The following is a 19,812-nucleotide window of genomic DNA, read 5'->3' on the forward strand; positions in this document are numbered from 1 at the left end:
AGGCGGAGCCCGGGAAATCGCGAGCGGTTCGCGGAATGCGCGCACCGCCGGGCGGACCGGCGTATCTTCCTGGCGTGGACCGCGCAGCTGTCGAGGCATGGATCGCCGGATACGAGCGAGCCTGGCGGTCGGCGGGCACCGACCGGCTCGCCGACCTGTTCGCCACGGACGCCGGGTATCTCGTCTCGCCGTGGGCGCAGCCGCTGACCGGTCTCGGCGCGCTCGCCGACTTCTGGGAAAGCGGCCGGGACGGGCCCGGCGAACCGTTCACCATGCGGTCGAACGTCGTCGCGGTGGACGGGGACACCGCGGTGGTCCGGGTGCAGGTGGAGTACGCGCGGGACACGCCCGCACGGTGGCGCGATCTGTGGGTCCTGCGCTTCGACGACGCGGGCCGCTGCACGTGGTTCGAAGAATGGCCGTTCGCGCCCGGCCAGCCGGACGGGCACTGAAAGTCCTGGCTACCAGGAGTCGTTGGAGGTCAGGGCGACGAGCAGCCGTCGGATGGCGGCCACCCGGTGTTCCTTGCCGGTGAGCTGGTCCAACGCGCATTCGGGGTCGGCGGGCGGGCCGAGATGAGTGCAGCCACGCGGGCAGTCCTCGATGGCATCGGCGAGATCGGTGAAAGCCGCGATGACGTCGTCCGGGGTGATGTGCGCCAGGCCGAAGGAACGCACGCCCGGTGTGTCGATGACCCAGCCGCCGCCCGGCAGCGGGAGCGCGACCGACTGCGTGGAGGTGTGCTTGCCCTTGCCCACCCCGGAGACCTCGCCCACCGCCCGCTCCGCGTCCGGCACGAGACGATTGACCAGCGTGGACTTGCCGACGCCGGAGTGGCCGATCAGCGCCGTGAGGTGATCGGTGAGCAATTCCAATACCGGATCGAGCGGATCATCGATGCCTCCGTAGACGATGGCGAGGTCGAGATCGTCGAAGAGGGCGGCGAATTCGGACTCGATGGCCAGATCGTGCTTGGTCAGGCACAGCACCGGTTGCAGCCCACCGGCATACGCGGCGACCATGGCGCGTTCCACGAAGCCGGTGCGCGGAGGCGGGTCGGCGAGCGCGACCACGATGAACAGCCGTTCGGCGTTGCCGACGACGATTCGCTCGTACGGATCGGTGTCATCGGCGGTGCGGCGCAGAACGGTTCGGCGGTCGGTGACCCGAACGATGCGGGCGAGGCTGTCCGGTCGCCCGGACAGATCGCCGACCACGTCCACTCGGTCGCCGACCACGATCGGGGTGCGGCCCAGCTCCCGAGCGCGCATCGCGACGATCCGGCGCTCCGGATCGCCGCCGAGGACGCACCCCCAGCGGCCCCGGTCCACCGCGACCACCATGGCCGACTCGGCGTCGCTGTGCTGTGGCCGGGTCTTGGTGCGGGGACGGGAGCTACGCCCCGGCCGAACCCGGACGTCGGATTCGTCGTAGCTGGCCGCTGTTCGTCGTCCCGTGGTCAGCGCGCCGCTCCTTCGTCGGATAAGGCGGGCTCGAGCATCCGCTCCCAGAGATCGACGAAGTTCGGCAGCGTCTTGGCGGTGGTCCCGATGTCCTCGATCTCGATGCCGGGCACCCGGAGACCGAGAATGGCCCCCGCCGTGGCCATCCGGTGGTCGGCGTAGGAGTGCCACTTGCCGCCGTGCAACTCGGTGGGCACGATCTCCAGGCCGTCCTCGGTCTCGGTGACCTTGCCGCCGAGCCGGTTGATCTCGGTGGACAGCGCCGCCAGCCGGTCGGTCTCGTGCCCGCGCAGATGGGAGATGCCGCGCAGCACCGACGGCGAGTCGGCCAGCGCGGCCAGCGCGGCAACCGTCGGGGTCAGCTCGCCCACGTCGTGCAGGTCGATGTCGATGCCCGCGAGCCGGTCGGGGCCGTGCACGGTGAGCACGCCGTCGAAGATCCGCGCCTCCGCGCCCATGCGCACGAGGATCTCGCGGATCACGTCACCCGGCTGGGTGGTCAGCCGGGGCCAGTGCGGGATGCTGACCGTGCCGCCCGTGATCGCGGCCGCGGCCAGGAACGGGGTGGCGTTGGACAGGTCCGGCTCGACCTCCCAGTCCACCGCGCGGATCGGTCCGTGCTCCACGGTCCAGGTCTGCGCCTTGAAGCTGTCCGCCGGCGCGTGCACTTGCACGTCGGCGCGGCGCAGCATCTCCACCGTCATCTCGATGTGCGGCATGGAGGGCAACGCCTTGCCGTCGTGGTGCACGACCAGGCCCTCGTCGAAGCGCGCGGCCGACAGCAGCAGGCCGGAGACGAACTGCGACGACCCGGAGGCGTCGATCGTCACGGTGCCGCCGCGCAGCGCGCCCTTGCCGTGCACGGTGAACGGCAGCGTGTCGCCGTCGACATCGGCGCCGAGCACCCGCAGCGCGTCCAGGATGGTGCGCAGCGGGCGGATCCTGGCCTGTTCGTCACCGTCGAACGCGACATCGCCCGCCGCCAGCGCGGCGACCGGCGGCAGGAAACGCATCACCGTGCCCGCGAGCCCGCAGTCGACCGTGCCGCCGCCCAGCGGCGCCGGGGTGACGGTCAGGGTGTCGCGCGCGCCTTCGATGTTCGCGCCGAGCGCGCGCAGTGCGCCGATCATCAGATTCGTGTCCCGGCTGCGCAGCGCGCCGGTGATCGTGGAGGGACCGTCGGCCAGGGCGGCCAGGATGAGCGCCCGGTTGGTGATCGATTTGGATCCGGGCAGGGTCACGGTCGCGTGTACGGGGACCTCGACATGGGGCGCTGGCCAGAAGTTCACTCGTCCATCATCACACGGTGTCGGTTTGCCGGCGCCTGCGGCGCTGGGTGTTCACGGCCCCCTGGTGGCTCGCGTCCGAGCGACCGCCGCTGGCGACTTCGTCGCGGACGCGGCGGCCACTCGGACGCGAGCCGGGCCGCGAACGCGCATGCTAGGTCTCGCTTCGCTCGAAAGACGTGGTTGAGGTGCGCTGGGCGCGTAGTGGTGGGAACTTGCTCTCGGGTGCACACGGTTGGTGATGGCCGGATCTCGTCGGCGTGGTGCGAGGGCTGTTGGCTCGACTCGAACGCCGCTTGTCCTTCGTCGCATACACGGCGGCCACTCGGACGCGAGCCGGGCCGCGAAGGGCAATGCTTGGTCTCGCTTCGCCCGCAACCGGGAGCCGGGGGATGTGCCCCTATGTGTGGACCGGATACTCGACGCACGTCGAGCACCCGGTCCCAGGGTGGGTTCTTACTTGTGCCGCCCGTGCAGGAACGGAACGAGCTTGCGCAGCAGCTTCATTGTGGAGTCGGTGCGGCTGTAGCTCAGCAGCGCCATGCCGGGAACGGTGAAGCGCTGCACCGCGATCGAGTGCGGGCGGGCGAACTCGCGCAGACCCGGCTCGCCGTGGATGCGGCCGATGCCGGAATCGCCGACGCCGCCGAAGGGCAGGCCGGGGATGGCGGCGAAGGCCAGCACGGAGTTCACCGAGGTGGCGCCGACGCGCAGCCTGCGTGCGATGTCCAGTCCGTTCTTCTTCGAGTAGACCGCCGAGGACAACCCGTACTTGGAGTTGTTGGCCAGCTCGACCGCCTCGTCCACACTGTCGACGGTGCGGATGGTGATGGTGGGGCCGAAGGTCTCCTCGGCCACCGCCTCGGAGGTCTCGTCGGTGTCGACCAGCACGACCGGTTCGATGAACGGCGCCTTGACCGACTCCGGCCCGCCGAGCACCGCGGTGCCGCCGTTCTTCAGCGCGTCCTCGATGTGGCGGCGCACGATGTCCACCTGGCTGGGCATGGTCATCGGGCCGTAGGCGGCCTTGTCGTCGGAACCGGGCTTGACGTCGGTGAGGATGCGCTTGACCTCGGCGACGAACTCTTCGCGCACCGAACGGTCCACGTAGACCCGCTCCACGCCCGCGCAGGTCTGGCCGCTGTTGGCGGTGGCGCCCCAGGCGACCGCGTCCGCCGCGGCCTTGACGTCCGCGTCGGCGGCGACGATCACCGCGTCCTTGCCGCCGCACTCCAGCAGCACGGGGGTGAGCCGCTCCGCGGCGGCGGCCATGATCCGCTTGCCGGTGGCGGTGGACCCGGTGAACGCGATCTTGTCGACGTCCGAGCGGACCAGCGCCGCGCCGGTGGCGCCGTAGCCGTTGATCGTGATGAAGACGCCCTCGGGCAGTTCGGGGTTGGCTTCGGCGAACGCCTCGGCGAGGAAATTGCCGATGCCGGTGGAGTATTCGCTCGGCTTGAACACGACGGTGTTCCCCGCGGCCAGCGCGTAGGCGATGGAACCGTTCGGCGTGTAGACCGGGTAGTTCCACGGTCCGATCACGCCGACGACGCCGAGCGGGCGCTGCTCGAGCCGGGCGCTGAAGTTCGACATCAGCGCGCCGGGGGAGACCCGCTTGGGGCCGAGCACCTTCTTGGCGTTCTTGGCCGCCCAGGCGATGTGCTCGAGCGCGAGCATCAATTCCAGGAAGGCGTCGTCGAGCGGCTTGCCGTTCTCGGCGTGGATCAGCTCGCAGAACTTCTCCGAGTTCTGCACCAGCTTGCTCGACCAGCGCAGCAGGTGCGTGCGCCGCTCGTCGAAACTCAGCGCGCCCCAGGTGGCGGCGGCGGCGCGGGCCTTGGCGACTGCGGCGGCCACCGCGTCGTCGTCGGCGATGACGTGCGTGCCGATCACCTCGCCTGTCGCCGGATTGACCGACGTCAGTGCCGTGTCGTGGTCGGCCGGTTTGGTGTCGGTGGATGTCACAGTTGATCTCCTCTTGCCGTCTGCGGTGGACGGTCGATGCGCAAGTCCGAGTGGACGGGCAGCCCGTCCTCCGATGAGAGAATGCTATGCCACAACTCTCAACAGGTCACCAGCTATGGACCAATTGTCGCCGACTCTGTCGGTGGCGGGTGGGACTATCGGGATATGTGCGGACGATATGCGACCACGACCAACCCGGGCAGGCTCGCGGTCGAGTTGGATGCGATCGATGAGACCGAGGCCGCCGACCAGAGCTCTTTCACCAACTACAACGTCGCTCCGACCACCCAGGTCCTCACCGTGGTCGAGCGACACGACCACGGCCGCGAGGACGACGACCCGAAGCGCCGTATCCGGCGCATGCGCTGGGGACTGATCCCGACATGGACCAAGGCCGCCGAGCCCGGTGTCCCGGTCAAGGGAAAACCGCTGTTCAACGCGCGCGCCGACAAGGCCGCCGGCACGCCGTCCTTCCGTGACGCGGTGAAGTACCGGCGCTGCCTGGTGCCGATGGACGGCTGGTACGAGTGGGTGGTCGAGCCGAACGGCGAAAAGGGCCCGAAAGGCAAGGTCGCCAAGCACCCGTACTACATGGCCAACGCCGACGGTTCCCGTCTCTACATGGCCGGTCTGTGGTCGATCTGGCGCGACCGGTCTCAGCCGGAGAGCGAGCCGCTGCTGTCGTGCACCATCCTGACCACCGATGCGGTCGGCGACCTCACCCGCATCCACGACCGGATGCCGCTGCCCATGCCGCAGGAGCACTGGGCGGCGTGGCTGGACCCGGATCACCCGGCCCCCGCGAGCCTGCTGGAGACGCCGTCGGAGGACGCGGTCGCCGGAATCGTGCCCCGGCCGGTGCCCATGCTGGTCAACAGCGTGCGCAACAACGGCCCGGAACTACTTGCCCGAGTAGAGGATCAGAAGGAAGCCGAGCAGATCAGCCTCCTTTGAGCGCATGCTGCCCACCCGTGTCCCCCCACGCCGTCGCGAGCACGGCGATCTCCTGGCTCGTGTCCGACCGGCCGAGTCGGCAACGGTGTCGCAGCGGTAGCGTCCAGCCGTAGTCCGGCGATCGCCGCAAGCTCGATGACGTTACCGCGTCACGCAACACACCAGCCCGACTCCCGGTTTCGAGCGAAGCGAGACCGAGCATGCGCCGTTCGCGGCCCGGCTCGCGTCCGAGCGGCCGCCGCGTCCGCGACGCAGTCGCCAGCGGCGGTCGCTCGGACGCGAGCCACAAGGGGGCCGCGAACACCCAGCGCCGCAGGCGCTGGAAAAACAACACCGCAGAAATTACAGCGAGCACTTCACGCTGGGTGAGGCGATATTCAGCCCGCATTTGATGATTCCGGCGACCAGGTCGATCAGCTTGGTGGTGACGTTGCCGCTGAGCTTCTCGGCCTTGCCCGCCTTGTCGTCACCGCTTTTCGAGCCCTGCCCGTCCCCGTCGAAGTCGAATACGGAATCGCTGACCTGCGTGACCGGTGGGGTGTTCGGTGCGGCGGCGACCTCGGGTGCGAGGAGCGTAATCGAACCGAGGGCCAAGACGAGAGCTCCGGACAACGCGACGATCACGGTGCGCAAACGCTGGGACATCATTCGCATCACATCCTCGAGTCGTATCGATTTGGCCTGTTCAGTAACGCACAGATCGCGGCGATGGTGGCCGAATTACGCGGATGTCACGGGCGCGGTCACCGCGGCGGTGAGCCGGACCAGATCGGCGGGCGCGAGCTCGATCTCCAGTCCGCGCCGGCCCGCGCTGCACAGGACTCGGTCCCAGGTCAGCGCCGAGTGGTCGATCACAGTGGGCAGCGGTTTGCGCTGACCGAGCGGTGAGATGCCGCCGAGCACGTATCCGGTCGTCTTCTCCGCCCTGGTCTTGTCCGCCATGCTCGCCTTCGACGCGCCGAGCGCCGCGGCGGCGGCTTTGAGTGACAACGTGTTCGGCACCGGGAGTACGGCCACCGCGAGCGAACCGGTGGCCAGTTCGATGACCAAGGTCTTGAAGATCTGCTCGGCCACGACCCCTAGTTCACCGGCCAGTGCGTCGACGGCCTCGGTGCCGTAGGAGTCGGACCGCGGATCGTGCTTGTAGGCGTGCACACGGTGGGACACCTTCGCCTGGGTCAACGCGCGGATCGCCGGAGTCGAGCCTGCTGCCATGGCCGAAACCTTAGCGGCGGCGCCGGGAACACCCGAAGCCCCGCGCATGTTGTAGCCGGTACATAGCGCTCGGAATGCTTTTCACCGCCGTGAGCAGGCCCTATGGAGACGTGAAGGAGATGCCTGTGCCCGTACTGCTCGACGACCGTCCGCTGGGGACCGAGGTGTCCCCGACGGAAGGCGGGTTCTCCCTCGATATGCCGATACCGGTAGATTTGGCAGGTACGGCGATCGAAGGGACAGGTGTGACGAGCGACGATGACGTGGTGGCCGACGATGTCGCCGCCGTCGACGATGCCGAACTGGCACAGCGGTTCGAGCGGGACGCGCTCCCGCTGCTGGACCAGCTCTACGGCGCCGCGCTGCGCATGACCAGGAACCCGGCCGATGCCGAGGACCTGGTCCAGGAGACCTACGTCAAGGCGTTTCAGGGGTTCAAGTCGTTCCGGGAGGGCACCAACCTCCGGGCGTGGCTGTACCGGATCCTGACCAACACCTACATCAACTCCTACCGCAAGAAGCAGCGCCAGCCCGCGCAGTACCCGACCGACGAGATCACCGACTGGCAGCTGGCCGCGACCGCGGAGCACACCTCACAGGGGTTGCGCTCGGCCGAGGTCGAGGCGCTGGACGCGCTGCCGGACGACGACATCAAGGCCGCGCTGCAGGAGCTGCCGGAGGAATTCCGGATGGCGGTGTACTACGCGGACGTCGAGGGCTTCCCGTACAAGGAGATCGCCGACATCATGGGCACTCCCATCGGTACGGTGATGTCCCGGCTGCATCGGGGCCGGAAACAACTGAAGGGTTTGCTCGCCGACGTGGCGCGCGAGCGTGGATTCAACCGTTCGGGGGAACGCCAGGAGGTCAAGCAGTGAGTACCGAGCGGGACCCCGACATGGAGCTCGACTGCACGGCGGTACTCGCCGACGTGTGGTTGATGCTCGACGGGGAGTGTGACGAGGCGACTCGTGCCCGGTTGCAGCACCACATGGAGCACTGCAGCCCCTGTATCGAGGCTTACGGCATCGAGGAGAAGATCAAAGGCTTGCTCAGCCGCAAGTGCGGGGGCGACCGTGCGCCCGATTCGCTGCGGGAGCGTTTGACGATCGAGATCCGCCGGACGGTCGTCACCAGCGAGACGTCGGTCGAGACTTCGGACTAGCCGGTCCGTGCAACGCGAGCGGCACGCCTTCCAGCCGGAAGGGCGTGCCGCTTCGTGCTTTCGGCGCCGAGCGTCGCGCTCAGGCGTTGGGCCGCTTGCCGTGGTTGGCTGCGTTCCCCTTGCGGCTACGCTTCTTACGTCCGCGCTTACCCATGAGTATTCTCCCTTCTGGTTGAAGGCCATTCTTTCACGTGTGGTTGGCTGTACCGTCAGCGGATGCAGGCCAACGAGTGAATGGGGTGCCATGGCTGAGGAAGTGCTCGCCGAGCTGGTGTCGGTCGTGTACCAGGTGGTCGTCCAGGAGGGTGACGAGGTCCAGGAGGGCGACACTTTGGTGATCCTCGAGTCCATGAAGATGGAGATCCCGGTGCTCGCGGAGTCCAGCGGCACTGTGACGTCGGTCGGTGTCAAGGAAGGCGACGCGATCAAAGCGGGCCACCTGATCGCCGTCATCTCCTGATCGAGCGGTAGATCTGCATGGCGACCCTGAGCGAGCTGCTGGCCGAGCACACCGACCTACCCGGCGTCGCCGTAGACCATCTGCAGCGCGTAGTGGGCGATTGGCAGCTGCTGGCCGATCTGTCCTTCGCCGATCTGCTGCTGTGGGTCGGTGCGGGCCCGATAGCGGAGGGCGCGGACATCGTGTGCGTCGCGCAGTGCCGTCCCACCACAGCGCCCACCGTGCACCAGGAGGACCTGGTCGGCACGGCTGCCTTGCAGTCCGACCATCCGCAGGTGTTCGAGGCGCTGGCGACCGGCGTGACCGTCCGAGCCGACAGCGAGGTCGAGGCCTCCGGCGTCTACCACCCGCATCCGGTGCACGCGATCCGCGAGGCGATCCCCGTGCGCTGCGGTGACGACGTGATCGCGGTGCTGAGCCGGGACACCGATCTGCAACGCTCCCGGGTCCGCAGTCAGCTGGAGAGCGCGTACGTGGCCTGCGCGGACGACCTGTGCCAGATGATCGCCGACGGCACCTTCCCGACCACGGAGGATCGCGCCGCCACCCATTCCAGCCCGCGCGCGGGCGACGGATTCATCCGGCTCGACACCGACGGCATCGTGGTCTACGCCAGCCCGAACGCGCTGTCGGCCTACCACCGGATGGGCTTGCAGGCCGACTTGGCCGGCCAGGACCTCGCGGTCACCACACGTTCACTGATCACCGACCCGTTCGACGCGCAGGAAGTGGTCGGCGACATCCAAGCCGCCCTGGCCGGGCGGACCGGGCGGCGGATGGAGGTCGAGGCGCGGGGAGCCACCGTGCTGCTGCGCACCCTCGTGCTGCGCCCGCACGGTGAACTGGCCGGCGCGGCCGTGCTCGTGCGCGACGTCACCGAGGTCAAGCGGCGCGACCGCGCGCTGCTGAGCAAGGACGCCACCATCCGGGAGATCCACCACCGGGTCAAGAACAACCTGCAGACCGTCGCCGCGCTGCTGCGCCTGCAAGCCCGCCGCACCGAGAACGAGGAGGCGCAGGTCGCGCTCACCGAGTCGGTGCGCAGGGTCACCTCCATCGCGTCGGTGCACGAGATGCTGTCCATGTCGGTGGACGAAGAGGTCGATCTCGACGAGGTCGTGGACCGGCTGCTGCCGATCATGGCCGACGTGGCCACCGTGCACACCGCGCGGATCAAGGTGCGCCGCGCGGGTTCGCTCGGCGTCTTCTCCGCCGAGCGCGCCACCCCGCTGGTGATGGTGCTCACCGAACTGGTGCAGAACGCCATCGAGCACGCCTTCGATTCGGGCGAAAACGGCACGGTGACAATCCGTTCCGAGCGTTCGGCCCGCTGGCTCGACGTGATCATCAGCGACGACGGGCGCGGTCTGCCGCCCGGGTTCAGCCTGGAATCCTCCGACCGGCTCGGCCTGCAGATCGTGCGGACCTTGGTCACGGCCGAACTCGGCGGCTCCATCGGTTTGCATCCCGGCGCCGATATCGGCACCGATGCCGTCCTGCGCGTTCCGCTGGGCCGCCGCTCGGGCCGCTGACCGGGTCCGACGCTTCGGCACGCGTCGCGTCCGACGCCCTGCGAGTTGTTGCTCGGATGTCGCGAGCGGCCGCTGTACACGGCTTGCGTCGCAGTGGTTCCTCGAATGTCCGCATCGAGTGGAATGCGAGGGTGGTGAGCGGATTGATGACGCCGACCGGCTCGGAAACCCATCACTTTCCCATAAGTCACGCTCATAGGCGAGTCGAACCGCGGCCCTGTCGCACGGTAATCCGCGCCGCGGCTATAGCCCTATCACGCAACGGCATTGGTCCGGTGCCCGTTTCCGCGCGAAGCGAGACCGGGTATTTCCAGTTCGCGGTCGTGCGCATAAAAACAACACAGCCCGGCACCTTTGGGTGCCGGGCTGAAATGCGTTACCGGGCCGGGCTGAATGGCCCGGTAATGCCGGTCGTCTGATCAGACGACGGTGCGGGTGCGGGTACGCGCGTTGCGACGCTTCAGCGCCCGGCGCTCGTCCTCGCTCATACCACCCCACACGCCGGCGTCTTGTCCGGACTTCAGGGCCCAGGACAGGCAGTCAGCGGTTACGGGGCAGCGAGCGCAGACCAGCTTGGCATCGGCAATCTGCGCGAGCGCCGGACCACTGTTACCCACCGGGAAGAACAGCTCGGGGTCCTCATCGCGACAGATGGCCTTGTGGCGCCAGTCCATTCCTCTGCTCCTTTGCTGGGCGCCGCGCAGGGCGCCTATGGTTTGTGGATCGTTCACTTGTGCGACTCGAATGTTTCCGCACGGTTGCTTGTGAATGCTTTCACGAACACCGTAGATGTCAATAGGCACGCGGTGCACCGTGGGGAAGGTCACGCTCAAAGGCCCCCGTACGGGGAGCCTGCCCGGTCCTTTGTACTCGCTCCACCTGGTTTTCGCAGCACAACTGCGATGTTTTTCACGGCGTTTCGCCCTCAGAGCGGGCGTGGTGCGATCACGGCGAGGATGTCGGGCACCGCCGTGAAATCCACCACGTTGCGCTTCCCGATGAAGTCGCCATCGATTTGCAGGCCGATGGGTTCTTTGGACTCGATTCGTACGGTGGGAACGTCGTCTTCACGAAATAAATTGCGGGACTTGGGATTCCCGTGGGGCGTCAGAAGTTGCCGCGCGAGCAGCAGGGTGGGTACCACGGCCATGGAGCGCACCGCGAACACGCCGAGGCCCGTTTCGAACCGGGTGCCGGGGTTGGTGTGCACCGGCGTGGCATTCAGGTAGGTCCACGGTGTGGTGTTGGTAACGAAGGCGTAATGCACACCGTCTACGGACGTGTGGCCCGGAATTTCCACCCGAACGCTCGGTTCCTTGCGCTTGGCCAGGAAGAATTGTCGCACAGTTGTTCGAACATAACGCGCCGGAGTGGCGGTGCGGCCGCGGGCGCGGCTGGCGTCGATCGCCTCGCAGACGTCGGCGTCCAAGCCGACCCCGGCGCTGAAGCAGAACCACCGGTCGTCGGCCAGTCCGAGACCGATCCGGCGATCGGTCTCCAGCGTGAGCAGATCGATGAGTTGATTGGTCGCGGTCACCGGGTCGGGAGAGATGCCGAGCGCCCTGGCGAAGACGTTCGCCGAGCCGCCGGGGATCACGCCGAGGCGCGGCAGCCAGGCCTGGCCGTCGTCCAGCACCGGTAGCGGCAGGAAGCCGTTGATGGTCTCGTTGACCGTCCCGTCGCCGCCGTGCACGACGATCAGGTCCATCTCGTTGGTCGCTGCCCACTGGGCCAGTTCCGCGGCGTGGCCGCGGTGCTGGGTGTGCGCAACGGTCAGCTGGGTGCGGCTCTCCAGAGCGTGCGCGAGTAGGTCCCGGGTCGCCGGTGTGGTCGAGGTGGCATTCGGGTTCACGATCAGCAGCGTCCGCACGATGGCAGCCTAGTTGGCCGCCGGAGCGCGCCGGAAAAGCGGCGAGCGGGGGCCCGGCGGTCCGCTGTTGCCGGGCAGACGCCGCGGCGGCGACGACGCGCGCCGAGCGGGTCGTAGGCTTGCCGCGTGAACGAGCGTCAGCGATGCAAGCGTGGATACCGTGCGCTATCGGGCACGACGGAGCCGAGTGCCCGCGAGGCGCGGTCGTGAGCGACAAGGGCCCGGCGGCGGGGGCCGTTCCGGCCACGGTGCGGGCGGCAGGCACTCTGGTGACCCTCGAAGGAGTCGTCGCCGTGGTCGTCGCGATCGTGCTGGTGGTGCGCGGGCTCCTCGGTCACGACCAGTCCGCCACGAGCGGGTACGGCACGGCCGCCTGGTTCGGCATCCTCGGCGGCGCGGTGTTGGCCGCGGGCGTGGGTCTGCTGCTGGGCAAACGCTGGGGCCGCGCCATCGCCGTCATCGCGCAGCTGCTGCTGCTCCCGGTCACCTGGTCGCTGCTCACCGACTCGCATCAGCCGGTCTACGGCACGCTGCTCGGGGTAGCCGCGGTCGGCGCGCTGGTGCTGCTGTTCGCGCCGCCGTCGACTCGCTGGATGGCCGAGGACTACGGGGTCGAGCCGGAATAGTCCCCGCTCGCGGTGCGCAGCGCGGCCCGGCAGAGGTGGTCGGCGTGCCGGGTCGTCTCCGGTATCCGGTACCGCGGGGTCAGCGCGAGCACCTGCGCGCAAGCGGTGTCGAGGTCGATGCGATGCCCCACGGAGACGAACACCGGTTTGACGCCGGTTCTGGTGCGCAGTGCCCGCCCGACCACCGCCCTGTCGATGGTGATGTCGGTGGATGCGCCGCGTTCGGGGCCCGGCTCGGCGTAGTCGCCCCACACGGTCTTCGCCACGCCGATGGTCGGCACCCCGGTGAGCAGTCCGAGGTGGCAGGCGAGGCCGAAGCGCCGCGGATGCGCGAGTCCTTGGCCGTCGCAGACCAGCAGATCCGGTGCGCTGCCGAGCTTTTCGAGTGCGGCGAGGGTGGCCGGGATCTCACGGAAGGCGAGCAGACCGGGCACGTACGGAAAATCGGCGAGGCCATGCGCGACGGCGGACGTGACCGGGCGCAGGGTGTCCGCGGCCAGGACGACGACGGCCGCGGCTACGGCGCCGGTGTCGTCGTAGGCGGAGTCGAGCCCGGCGACCGTGCGAAACCGTGCGCCCGGCGGGGTGATCGGAGAGACCAGCGGCCGTAATTCGTCCTGCAGCGCCATCGCCGCTTCGGCGGTGGCGGGCCAGGACTCGGGATCGAGCGGCGGGAACCAGGACACGCGCTACCGCGCCTCGGCGGCCAGCTCGCCGAGCGCGTCGCCTGCCAGCCGGTAGCCGGCCCATTCGTCCTGGGCCACGGCGCCGATCGACTCGTAGAAGTCGATCGAGGGCTTGTTCCAGGTCAGCACCGACCAGGCCACGCGGCTGTAGCCGTGGTCGACCGCCTCCTTCGCCAGGGCCGCCAGCAGCGCCTTGCCGTAGCCCTTGCCCCTGGTCTCCGGCTTGACGTAGAGGTCCTCCAGGTAGATGCCGTGCACGCCGTCCCAGGTGGAGAAGTTGAGGAACCAGATGGCGCAGCCGAGCAGTTCCGGCCCGTCGGCCACCACGTGCGCGAAGACCTTGGGCTCCGGTCCGAACAGCGCGGCGCGCAGTTGCTCGGCGGTGACCGTGCACTCGTGCCTGGCCTTCTCGTACTCGGCCAGGTCGTAGATGAGGCCGACCAGGGCGGGAACGTCGGAAGCGACGGCGCGGCGCAGGACGGCGGCGCCGAGGTCGACGGCGGTGGTGTCGGCGGTGGGGGCGGGTCGGGTCACAGTGACGCTCCGTGGGGTACCAGGTTGTGCGCGCGGATCGCGCGCGCGTCGTGTTCGTAGCCGAGCACGGTCAGCGCACCGGTCGACATGGCGAATCGGCGGCCCTCCCGGACTTCGAATTCGGCCCAGCGGGCGATCAGCGCCCGGGAGAAGTGGCCGTGCCCGACCAGCACGATATCCCGCTCCGGCAGCACCGGTGTCACGACGGCCAGCACCCGGTCGGCGCGCTCGCGCACCTGCTGCGCGGTCTCACCGTCCGGCGCCGTGCCGGTCCAGATGGTCCATCCGGGCACGGACTCGCGGATCTGTGGAGTGGTCAGGCCCTCGTAGGCGCCGTAGTCCCACTCAGCGAGGTCGCCGTCGACCACGGCGCCGGTGAGCCCGGCCAGTTCCGCGGTGCGCATCGCGCGCAATCGTGGGCTGGTGCGCACCAAAGGGTTTCGCAGTGCGAGCGTGGCGAGCAAGGCGCCTGCGGCCTCGGCCTGTTCTTCGCCGCGCTCGGTGAGCGGGAGATCGGTGCGGCCGGTATGCCGCCGCTGCGTCGACCAGCTGGTCTCGCCGTGGCGGAGCAGCACAACACGGGCATCATCGAGTGCGGGCATGCCTCCATGATGGTCCACCGATGACGGTCCGCCGATGCTCGGTCAGCCGAAAGCGTGCAATTCGCCGTCGCGCAGCTCGAGTACGGTCGTCCCGATCACGGTGAGGGAGATGGGGCTACCGGAATGGCCGGGCCGTTCCACGGGGATGCGCCCCACTTCGGCTCCCGTTGCCGGGTCGAGCACAGCGAGTGCGCCCGTGACGGGCAGCAGCAGTTTGCCCGCCATGAGCGCGGGGGATCCAAGGGCTCCGCCCGCGGTCCACAGTGGGTCGAAGGTGCTGCCGTTCAAGGCGATCACGCTGTTGCCGGTGAAGACCAGATAGGCCGAACCGATGCGGGTGGTCGTGGCGGTCTCGCTCAGCGGTGCCGAAAGCTGGTGCACCACAATGGGGTTGCCGTTTCCGTCGTAGACGGCCAGGCGCGGCGGCAACGGCTCGGCGCCCTGCGCGATGCCGGGGAAGTAGAGCACGATCCGGCTGTCGGACACCGCGACCACCCGGGCCGCGCCGGAATCCGCTCCGGGACCGGTCAATACGTGCGACCCGTACTCCTCGGGCACGGTGTTGTCCTTGGGAGCGGGGTTGAGCACGGTGAGCCGGTCGGCCGGGTCGGCGGGGCAGCGCTCCAGCACGGCGAGCCGAGACGGGCTGGAACCGGACGACAACAGGGTGCAGCCCTTGCGCGGCTGGGTCTTGACGTTCACCGGTGCGTCGACGAAGCCGTACTCCACGGTGCGCACCAGGTCCGAGCGCCACATCTCCAGCCGCCGCGGCCCCTGCGCCAGCAGGTAGGTGCCGTCGACCGACAACCGCAGGTCCCCATCCATATAGCTGCTGCGCGCCGTGCGGCGAGCGCCGCTGTCACCGGCCAGCATCGTGGCCTGGCTGCAGCCGCGCTCGTCGCGGTAGACCGCGATCACCATGCCGTACTGCACTTCGGTCCCGCACAGCGGCATGTCACGCCGGTACTTCCACAGCTGGTCGCCGGTGCGCGGATCCCGGCCGGTGACCGTGTCGCCGTCAGCGGTCACCGCGGCGCCGCCCGACACCAGCGCTCGCGCGCTCGCGCCGTCCGGGGCGCGCCATAGTTCCCGCAGCGAAGCAGGCAGCTGGTCGGCCGCGGCCGGGGTCGGCACGGTGGACGACGCGGTCACCGATTCGGTGCCGTGCGCGTCCCCGCGCACCCACACCACGGCCCCGGCGATCACGACCAGAACCGCGATCGCGACCGCGGAGATGATGTCGGCGCGCGTCCGCCGCTCGGGTGCGAGCACGAGTGCGAGACTAGCCGATCCGGCCGATCAGGCCGACGCGGCGGCCGCGGGCTCCGCCTCGCTCCCGGTGTCCTCGGTCGCGGCGTCGCCCTCGTCGGAACGCCGACGCCTGCGCCGACGGCGCGCGGGCCGCTCGGTGCTGCCGGTTTCGTCCGAGGCGCCGGATTCCTCCGTGACGACGTCATCGTCCGAGGCGTCGGTGCTCGACTCGTCGCCCGCGGTGTTGTCGGTCGCGTCGCCGGTCGGCTTGCGCCGCCTGCGCCTGCGGCGGGCGGGCTTGTCGGTCCCGTCGGCCTCGTCTGCCGCCTGCTGCGAAGGCGTGGCCTCCGCGCTCGCGGGCGCCTCGGTGCCGGCCGCGTCGTCGGCGGCGGCGTTCGGGGTGCCGTCGATCGGCTGACCGCCTCGGGTACGCCTGCGGTTGCGCTTGCGCGGGGCGCGGGCCGGGCGTTCGACCACGACCGCCTCGGCATCCCGTTCCGGCTTGGCCTTGCGGATCACACCGGTCACGCCCTCGGGAATGCCGAGTTCCGCGTACAGGTGCGGCGAGCGCGAGTACGTCTCGACCGGGTCGGGGATGCCGAGTCCGAGTGCTTTGTCGATCGACGACCAGCGGTTGAGCTCGTCCCAGTCGATCAGCGTCACCGCGACGCCGGTGCGTCCGGCCCGGCCGGTACGCCCGATCCGGTGCACGTAGGTCTTCTCGTCCTCCGGGCACTGGTAGTTGATCACGTGCGTGACGTCGTCGATGTCGATGCCACGCGCCGCGACGTCGGTCGCGACCAGTACGTCGATGGCGCCCTTGCGGAACTTGGTCAGCGCCTTCTCCCGGGCGATCTGCCCCAGGTCGCCGTGCACCGCGCCGACCGAGAACCCGCGCTCGGCCAGGTCGTCGGCTACCTTCTGCGCCGTGCGCTTGGTCCGCGTGAAGATCATCGTGGCGCCCCGGCTCTCGGCCTGCAGGATGCGCGCGATCAGCTCGCTCTTGTCCAAGGCGTGGGCGCGGTAGACGAACTGCGCGGTGCGGTCGTGCACCGCGGAATCGTGCGGTTCCTCGGCCCGGATATGGGTGGGGCGGGTCAGGAAGGTGCGCGCCAGGGTGATGATCGGCCCGGGCATGGTCGCGGAGAACAGCATGGTCTGGCGCTTGTCCGGGACCATGCCGAGGATGCGCTCGATGTCCGGCAGGAAGCCCAGATCCAGCATCTCGTCGGCCTCGTCCAGCACGAGCACGCCGATCTTGCCGAGGATCAAGTGCTGCTGGTCGGCGAGGTCCAGTAGTCGGCCGGGTGTGCCGACCACCACGTCGACACCTGACCGCAGCGCTGCGATCTGCGCCTCGTAGGGGCGGCCGCCGTAGATGGAGACGACGCGCAGCGGCCCCTGGTGGTTGGTCAGGTACTTGCTCGCGTTCTCCAGATCCTTGGTGACCTGGATGCACAGCTCGCGCGTCGGCACGATGATCAGCGCTCGCGGCGTGCCGTCCAGCGGTGTGGTGCCGGTATCCGCGGTCGCGATCCGGTGCAGCAGCGGCACCCCGAATCCGAAGGTTTTACCCATACCGGTGCGGGCCTGACCAATGAGATCCTCACCGGCGAGCGCCAGCGGGAGGGTCAGTTCTTGAATAGCGAAAGTACGTTCGATTCCGATCTCACCGAGTGCGCGGACGATTTCCGCGCGCACGCCCAATTCGGCGAAAGTCGGGGAGGTGTGTGTCGCGTCCAGTTCGGCCGTCAACAGGGTCTCCGCCAGACCTGGTTCCTGATCGACTGTGATCTTGCTCAGGGTTCGTGCCTTCCTCGTAATCACGTCCCGCGCGCACGAGGTGGGGCGGACCGGGCGGTCCACGACAACCACGACTCCGCAGGCGATACTCCACCCGGCCACGCTCCGGATGCCGGGCGCCTGCCGCGAAAAGCGGCGGCTACCTCGCAAAACATCGGCGCGGCGCACTGGTGACGCGGATCTGGTGCGCGCACATTTTCCTGTCCAACGAAAACTTCGCACTCGGACCGGTCGGCGGTCGTGGCGGCGTCCCCGCGGTGTGCGTGAGCGCGACGTCCGGCAACTCTGTCGAGCGAAACTTTTCGTTGTCCGAGGAGATTGTAGCGTGATATTGTGCGTCGCTCGAATTGCCACAGCGGCGCGCTGTGGAAAATCCGCCGGATCGCGGGGATCTTTCGCCGCGCCGACCGTCGACGTACGCTGCGCGACATGGGAATTCATCCGGCGCGGCAAATCTGGGCGACGCTCGAACCGCTACACGATGTCGTCTATTTCGGAACCGGCGTCAAGGAGGCGGGCGTCGGGATCGGCTTGCGCGGCTACTGGCAGACCTACTTCGCTTTTCGCGCAGCGCCGCTGGGTGCGGTGACGCCCGCGACGGTGCTGGCGACCTTCGCCGGATTCCACCCCGACATGGTGCGCCGGGCACTGCCGGAGGCGTGGGAGCGGGCGACGCCGCAACGCTGCCTGGCCGCCCGGCTCGACCTGGCCACCGGACTGCTGCGCAGCGTCGGCGCGGGTGACGCGGTGTGCGCCCGTGCGGTCGAGTTGCTCGCGCCGGTCCAGCGTGCGGCCGATCCGACCGGGCGGGCGCTGTTCGCGGCCAACGCGGCCCTGCCGCTGCCCGCCGATCCGGTGGCCGCGCTCTGGCAGCTGGCCACGTCGCTGCGTGAGCATCGGGGTGACGGTCATGTCGCGGCCTTGGTCACCCACGGCCTGAGCGGACGTCAGGCGCTCGTCGCGCAGGTGGCCGCGGGTAAGGCGCCGGAATCGGTGATGCGCCCCGCGCGCGGGGTGTCGGAAGCGGAATGGGCGGACGCCTTCGACGAGTTGCGCGCCCGGGGCGTGGTCGACGGAGAGCCGGTCACGCCGACGCTCACCAGTAGCGGCGCGCACCTGCTGGCCGCGGTGGAGGCCGAGACCGACGAAGCCGCGTGGACCGGAGCGCTCGCGGTGCTGTCGGCCGACGCGATCACCGAGCTGACCACGTCGCTCGCGCCGCTGGTGCGCGGTGTGCAGGAGGCGGTGGTGCCGCCGCTCAATCCGGTCGGCATGGGGCCCAGGTAGCGAGGTCGGGGAGTTGCCTGTTACCGACGGTACCGGGATATGAGACTCTTTTCGCTGTGAGCCTTGCCGACACTGTCACCACCGCCGCACGCAACGCGTGGGCACTGACCTTCGGCTCCGGCATCGAGGCGCCGGACCCGACTCCCGCGACGGTTCTGTGGGACCAGCCGCACCGGCAACTGCGGCGGTTCGAACGAGCGGACGGCGATGTGGTCGAAGGGGATTCGGCCGTCCTGCTGGTCCCGCCGCTCGCCGCGCCCGCGACCTGTTTCGACCTGCGGCCCGACCAGAGCCTGGCGCGTTTCCTGCTGGAGATCGGCCGCAGCCCGTACGTCGTCGACTACGGCGAGATCACCTTCGCCGACCGTCGCATGGGCTTCGAGGACTGGATCGATGACATCCTGCCCGAGGCGGTGCTGCGCACCAGTGCCGATCGTGACGGACAGCCGGTGGATCTGGTCGGCTGGTCCCTCGGCGGCACGCTTTCCCTGCTGACCGCGGCGGCACACCCCGAGCTGCCCATCCGGTCGATCACGGCTGTCGGCTCGCCGCTGGACTATGACCGGATGACCGGCGTTCCGCAGCTGCGCGCCGTCGCGAAACTCACCGGCGGCCGGGCCACCTCCACCGTCATCCGGGCAGCCGGTGGCGTTCCTGCGACACTGACTCGAATCGGCTACAAGGTCACCGCCTGGGATCGCGAACTGACCAGGCCGTGGTTCGTCGCGAGCAATATCGCGCGCACCGAGGCGCTGGCGAAGATGGAGACGATCGATCGGTTCATGGCGGAGATGCCGGGATATCCGGGGCGTTTCTACGGCCAGCTGTGGGGGCGGTTCATTCTGCACAACGACATCGGTCGCGGTGTCGTTGTACTGGGCGGGCGCCGGATCGAGCTGGCGAAGGTGACCGCGCCGGTCCTGCTGATCGGCGGGCCCTCCGATGTGATCACCCCGGCTCCCGCCGTCGAGGCGGGCGCCCGCGTGCTCACCGGAGCGGCGACGGTCCGCTATGAAGCCGCGCCGGGTAGCCACCTGGGCATCCTGGCCGCCCCGACCGCGCGTGACACCACCTGGAGTTATCTCGAGAAGTTCCTGGCCGAAACCGCGTGAA

General features: G+C 69.1%; 22 protein-coding genes. 9 read left to right on the forward strand and 13 right to left on the reverse strand.

The genetic code is table 11. From position 1 onward, the window contains the following. Positions 1-74 precede the first annotated feature (74 nt). Positions 75-452 carry a YybH family protein gene (locus LTT66_RS20015; protein WP_233060115.1) on the forward strand — a complete coding sequence of 126 codons (378 nt, stop codon included), beginning with the start codon at positions 75-77 and terminating at the stop codon, positions 450-452. Between the two features lie 9 nt (positions 453-461). Here the strand turns inward: LTT66_RS20015 and rsgA are convergent, their stop codons facing one another. The 3 genes from rsgA to LTT66_RS20030 form a co-directional block, all read right to left on the reverse strand. Then, positions 462-1,484: a ribosome small subunit-dependent GTPase A gene (gene rsgA / locus LTT66_RS20020; RefSeq protein WP_233069339.1), complete on the reverse strand. Its 1,023-nt coding sequence runs from the start codon at positions 1,482-1,484 to the stop codon at positions 462-464. Further along, positions 1,460-2,752: a 3-phosphoshikimate 1-carboxyvinyltransferase gene (gene aroA, locus LTT66_RS20025; protein WP_233060116.1), complete on the reverse strand. Its 1,293-nt coding sequence runs from the start codon at positions 2,750-2,752 to the stop codon at positions 1,460-1,462. Before aroA ends, rsgA begins: the two co-directional genes overlap by 25 nt. Before the next feature lie 453 nt (positions 2,753-3,205). Then, positions 3,206-4,714, reverse strand: a complete 1,509-nt coding sequence (locus tag LTT66_RS20030) for an aldehyde dehydrogenase family protein (RefSeq protein WP_195064894.1) — start codon at positions 4,712-4,714, stop codon at positions 3,206-3,208. 165 nt (positions 4,715-4,879) lie between these two features. Here LTT66_RS20030 and LTT66_RS20035 point away from each other — a divergent pair, with 165 nt between their 5' ends. Further along, complete coding sequence (locus tag LTT66_RS20035) at positions 4,880-5,668, forward strand: SOS response-associated peptidase (RefSeq protein ID WP_233060117.1); 789 nt, start codon at positions 4,880-4,882, stop codon at positions 5,666-5,668. A 342-nt stretch (positions 5,669-6,010) separates the two neighbouring features. On the opposite strand, the gene LTT66_RS20040 is transcribed toward LTT66_RS20035, so the two are convergent. Further along, complete coding sequence (locus LTT66_RS20040; protein ID WP_233060118.1) at positions 6,011-6,316, reverse strand: hypothetical protein; 306 nt, start codon at positions 6,314-6,316, stop codon at positions 6,011-6,013. 72 nt (positions 6,317-6,388) lie between these two features. Then, entirely contained in the window at positions 6,389-6,883 is a 495-nt protein-coding gene (ybaK, locus tag LTT66_RS20045) for a Cys-tRNA(Pro) deacylase (RefSeq protein WP_233060119.1), read from the reverse strand. A gap of 119 nt (positions 6,884-7,002) precedes the next feature. Here ybaK and LTT66_RS20050 point away from each other — a divergent pair, with 119 nt between their 5' ends. Next, a complete protein-coding gene (locus LTT66_RS20050; protein WP_456299728.1) occupies positions 7,003-7,761 on the forward strand; it encodes a sigma-70 family RNA polymerase sigma factor in 759 nt (252 codons plus the stop codon). Positions 7,762-7,781: 20 nt separating this feature from the next. Then, the gene (gene rsrA / locus LTT66_RS20055; RefSeq protein ID WP_051169213.1) at positions 7,782-8,048 is read left to right on the forward strand and encodes a mycothiol system anti-sigma-R factor; all 267 of its coding nucleotides are present in this window, start codon (positions 7,782-7,784) and stop codon (positions 8,046-8,048) included. A gap of 79 nt (positions 8,049-8,127) precedes the next feature. On the opposite strand, the gene LTT66_RS37435 is transcribed toward rsrA, so the two are convergent. Continuing rightward, the gene (locus tag LTT66_RS37435) at positions 8,128-8,202 is read right to left on the reverse strand and encodes a 50S ribosomal protein bL37 (RefSeq protein ID WP_022597109.1); all 75 of its coding nucleotides are present in this window, start codon (positions 8,200-8,202) and stop codon (positions 8,128-8,130) included. Positions 8,203-8,292: 90 nt separating this feature from the next. On the opposite strand from LTT66_RS37435, the gene LTT66_RS20060 reads away from it, so the two are divergent. Both LTT66_RS20060 and LTT66_RS20065 read left to right on the forward strand, forming a co-directional pair. Beyond that, positions 8,293-8,508, forward strand: a complete 216-nt coding sequence (locus LTT66_RS20060; protein WP_043696739.1) for a biotin/lipoyl-binding carrier protein — start codon at positions 8,293-8,295, stop codon at positions 8,506-8,508. A 17-nt stretch (positions 8,509-8,525) separates the two neighbouring features. Then, positions 8,526-10,040: a sensor histidine kinase gene (locus tag LTT66_RS20065; protein ID WP_233060120.1), complete on the forward strand. Its 1,515-nt coding sequence runs from the start codon at positions 8,526-8,528 to the stop codon at positions 10,038-10,040. A gap of 419 nt (positions 10,041-10,459) precedes the next feature. Here the strand turns inward: LTT66_RS20065 and LTT66_RS20070 are convergent, their stop codons facing one another. Further along, positions 10,460-10,714: a WhiB family transcriptional regulator gene (locus tag LTT66_RS20070; protein ID WP_011211115.1), complete on the reverse strand. Its 255-nt coding sequence runs from the start codon at positions 10,712-10,714 to the stop codon at positions 10,460-10,462. A gap of 251 nt (positions 10,715-10,965) precedes the next feature. Continuing rightward, positions 10,966-11,910 carry a diacylglycerol/lipid kinase family protein gene (locus LTT66_RS20075; RefSeq protein WP_195064891.1) on the reverse strand — a complete coding sequence of 315 codons (945 nt, stop codon included), beginning with the start codon at positions 11,908-11,910 and terminating at the stop codon, positions 10,966-10,968. A 206-nt stretch (positions 11,911-12,116) separates the two neighbouring features. Between LTT66_RS20075 and LTT66_RS20080 the strand changes: the two genes are divergently transcribed. Further along, positions 12,117-12,536, forward strand: coding sequence for a hypothetical protein (locus LTT66_RS20080; RefSeq protein ID WP_195064890.1), 420 nt, complete (start codon positions 12,117-12,119; stop codon positions 12,534-12,536). On the opposite strand, the gene LTT66_RS20085 is transcribed toward LTT66_RS20080, so the two are convergent. Genes LTT66_RS20085 through LTT66_RS20105 form a run of 5 tightly spaced genes read right to left on the reverse strand, consistent with a single transcriptional unit; the run spans position 12,515 to position 17,433 of the window. After that, positions 12,515-13,222, reverse strand: a complete 708-nt coding sequence (locus LTT66_RS20085; RefSeq protein WP_233060121.1) for an endonuclease V — start codon at positions 13,220-13,222, stop codon at positions 12,515-12,517. The genes LTT66_RS20080 and LTT66_RS20085 overlap by 22 nt on opposite strands. A 3-nt stretch (positions 13,223-13,225) precedes the next feature. Then, entirely contained in the window at positions 13,226-13,756 is a 531-nt protein-coding gene (locus LTT66_RS20090) for a GNAT family N-acetyltransferase (RefSeq protein WP_051169205.1), read from the reverse strand. Further along, on the reverse strand, positions 13,753-14,358 hold the full coding sequence (locus tag LTT66_RS20095) for an acid phosphatase (protein WP_233060122.1): 606 nt from the start codon (positions 14,356-14,358) through the stop codon (positions 13,753-13,755). Before LTT66_RS20095 ends, LTT66_RS20090 begins: the two co-directional genes overlap by 4 nt. 42 nt (positions 14,359-14,400) lie before the next feature. Then, positions 14,401-15,630 carry an Rv3212 family protein gene (locus tag LTT66_RS20100; protein ID WP_233060123.1) on the reverse strand — a complete coding sequence of 410 codons (1,230 nt, stop codon included), beginning with the start codon at positions 15,628-15,630 and terminating at the stop codon, positions 14,401-14,403. 27 nt (positions 15,631-15,657) lie between these two features. Continuing rightward, the gene (locus LTT66_RS20105; RefSeq protein ID WP_233069340.1) at positions 15,658-17,433 is read right to left on the reverse strand and encodes a DEAD/DEAH box helicase; all 1,776 of its coding nucleotides are present in this window, start codon (positions 17,431-17,433) and stop codon (positions 15,658-15,660) included. A gap of 408 nt (positions 17,434-17,841) precedes the next feature. Here LTT66_RS20105 and LTT66_RS20110 point away from each other — a divergent pair, with 408 nt between their 5' ends. Both LTT66_RS20110 and LTT66_RS20115 read left to right on the forward strand, forming a co-directional pair. After that, positions 17,842-18,699 carry an SCO6745 family protein gene (locus LTT66_RS20110; protein ID WP_233060124.1) on the forward strand — a complete coding sequence of 286 codons (858 nt, stop codon included), beginning with the start codon at positions 17,842-17,844 and terminating at the stop codon, positions 18,697-18,699. A gap of 56 nt (positions 18,700-18,755) precedes the next feature. Next, complete coding sequence (locus LTT66_RS20115; RefSeq protein ID WP_233060125.1) at positions 18,756-19,811, forward strand: alpha/beta hydrolase; 1,056 nt, start codon at positions 18,756-18,758, stop codon at positions 19,809-19,811. Position 19,812 lies beyond the last annotated feature (1 nt).

It is taken from the genome of Nocardia gipuzkoensis, assembly GCF_021183645.1.
Taxonomy (GTDB): domain Bacteria; phylum Actinomycetota; class Actinomycetes; order Mycobacteriales; family Mycobacteriaceae; genus Nocardia; species Nocardia abscessus.

Coding starts and splice junctions, on each gene's coding strand:
- LTT66_RS20035 (WP_233060117.1), top strand. CDS start 4,880: ATGTGCGGACGATATGCGACCACGACCAACCCGGGCAGGCTCGCGGTC.
- LTT66_RS20040 (WP_233060118.1), bottom strand. CDS start 6,316: ATGATGTCCCAGCGTTTGCGCACCGTGATCGTCGCGTTGTCCGGAGCT.
- ybaK (WP_233060119.1), bottom strand. CDS start 6,883: ATGGCAGCAGGCTCGACTCCGGCGATCCGCGCGTTGACCCAGGCGAAG.
- LTT66_RS20050 (WP_456299728.1), top strand. CDS start 7,003: ATGCCTGTGCCCGTACTGCTCGACGACCGTCCGCTGGGGACCGAGGTG.
- rsrA (WP_051169213.1), top strand. CDS start 7,782: ATGGAGCTCGACTGCACGGCGGTACTCGCCGACGTGTGGTTGATGCTC.
- LTT66_RS20060 (WP_043696739.1), top strand. CDS start 8,293: ATGGCTGAGGAAGTGCTCGCCGAGCTGGTGTCGGTCGTGTACCAGGTG.
- LTT66_RS20065 (WP_233060120.1), top strand. CDS start 8,526: ATGGCGACCCTGAGCGAGCTGCTGGCCGAGCACACCGACCTACCCGGC.
- LTT66_RS20070 (WP_011211115.1), bottom strand. CDS start 10,714: ATGGACTGGCGCCACAAGGCCATCTGTCGCGATGAGGACCCCGAGCTG.
- LTT66_RS20095 (WP_233060122.1), bottom strand. CDS start 14,358: ATGCCCGCACTCGATGATGCCCGTGTTGTGCTGCTCCGCCACGGCGAG.
- LTT66_RS20110 (WP_233060124.1), top strand. CDS start 17,842: ATGGGAATTCATCCGGCGCGGCAAATCTGGGCGACGCTCGAACCGCTA.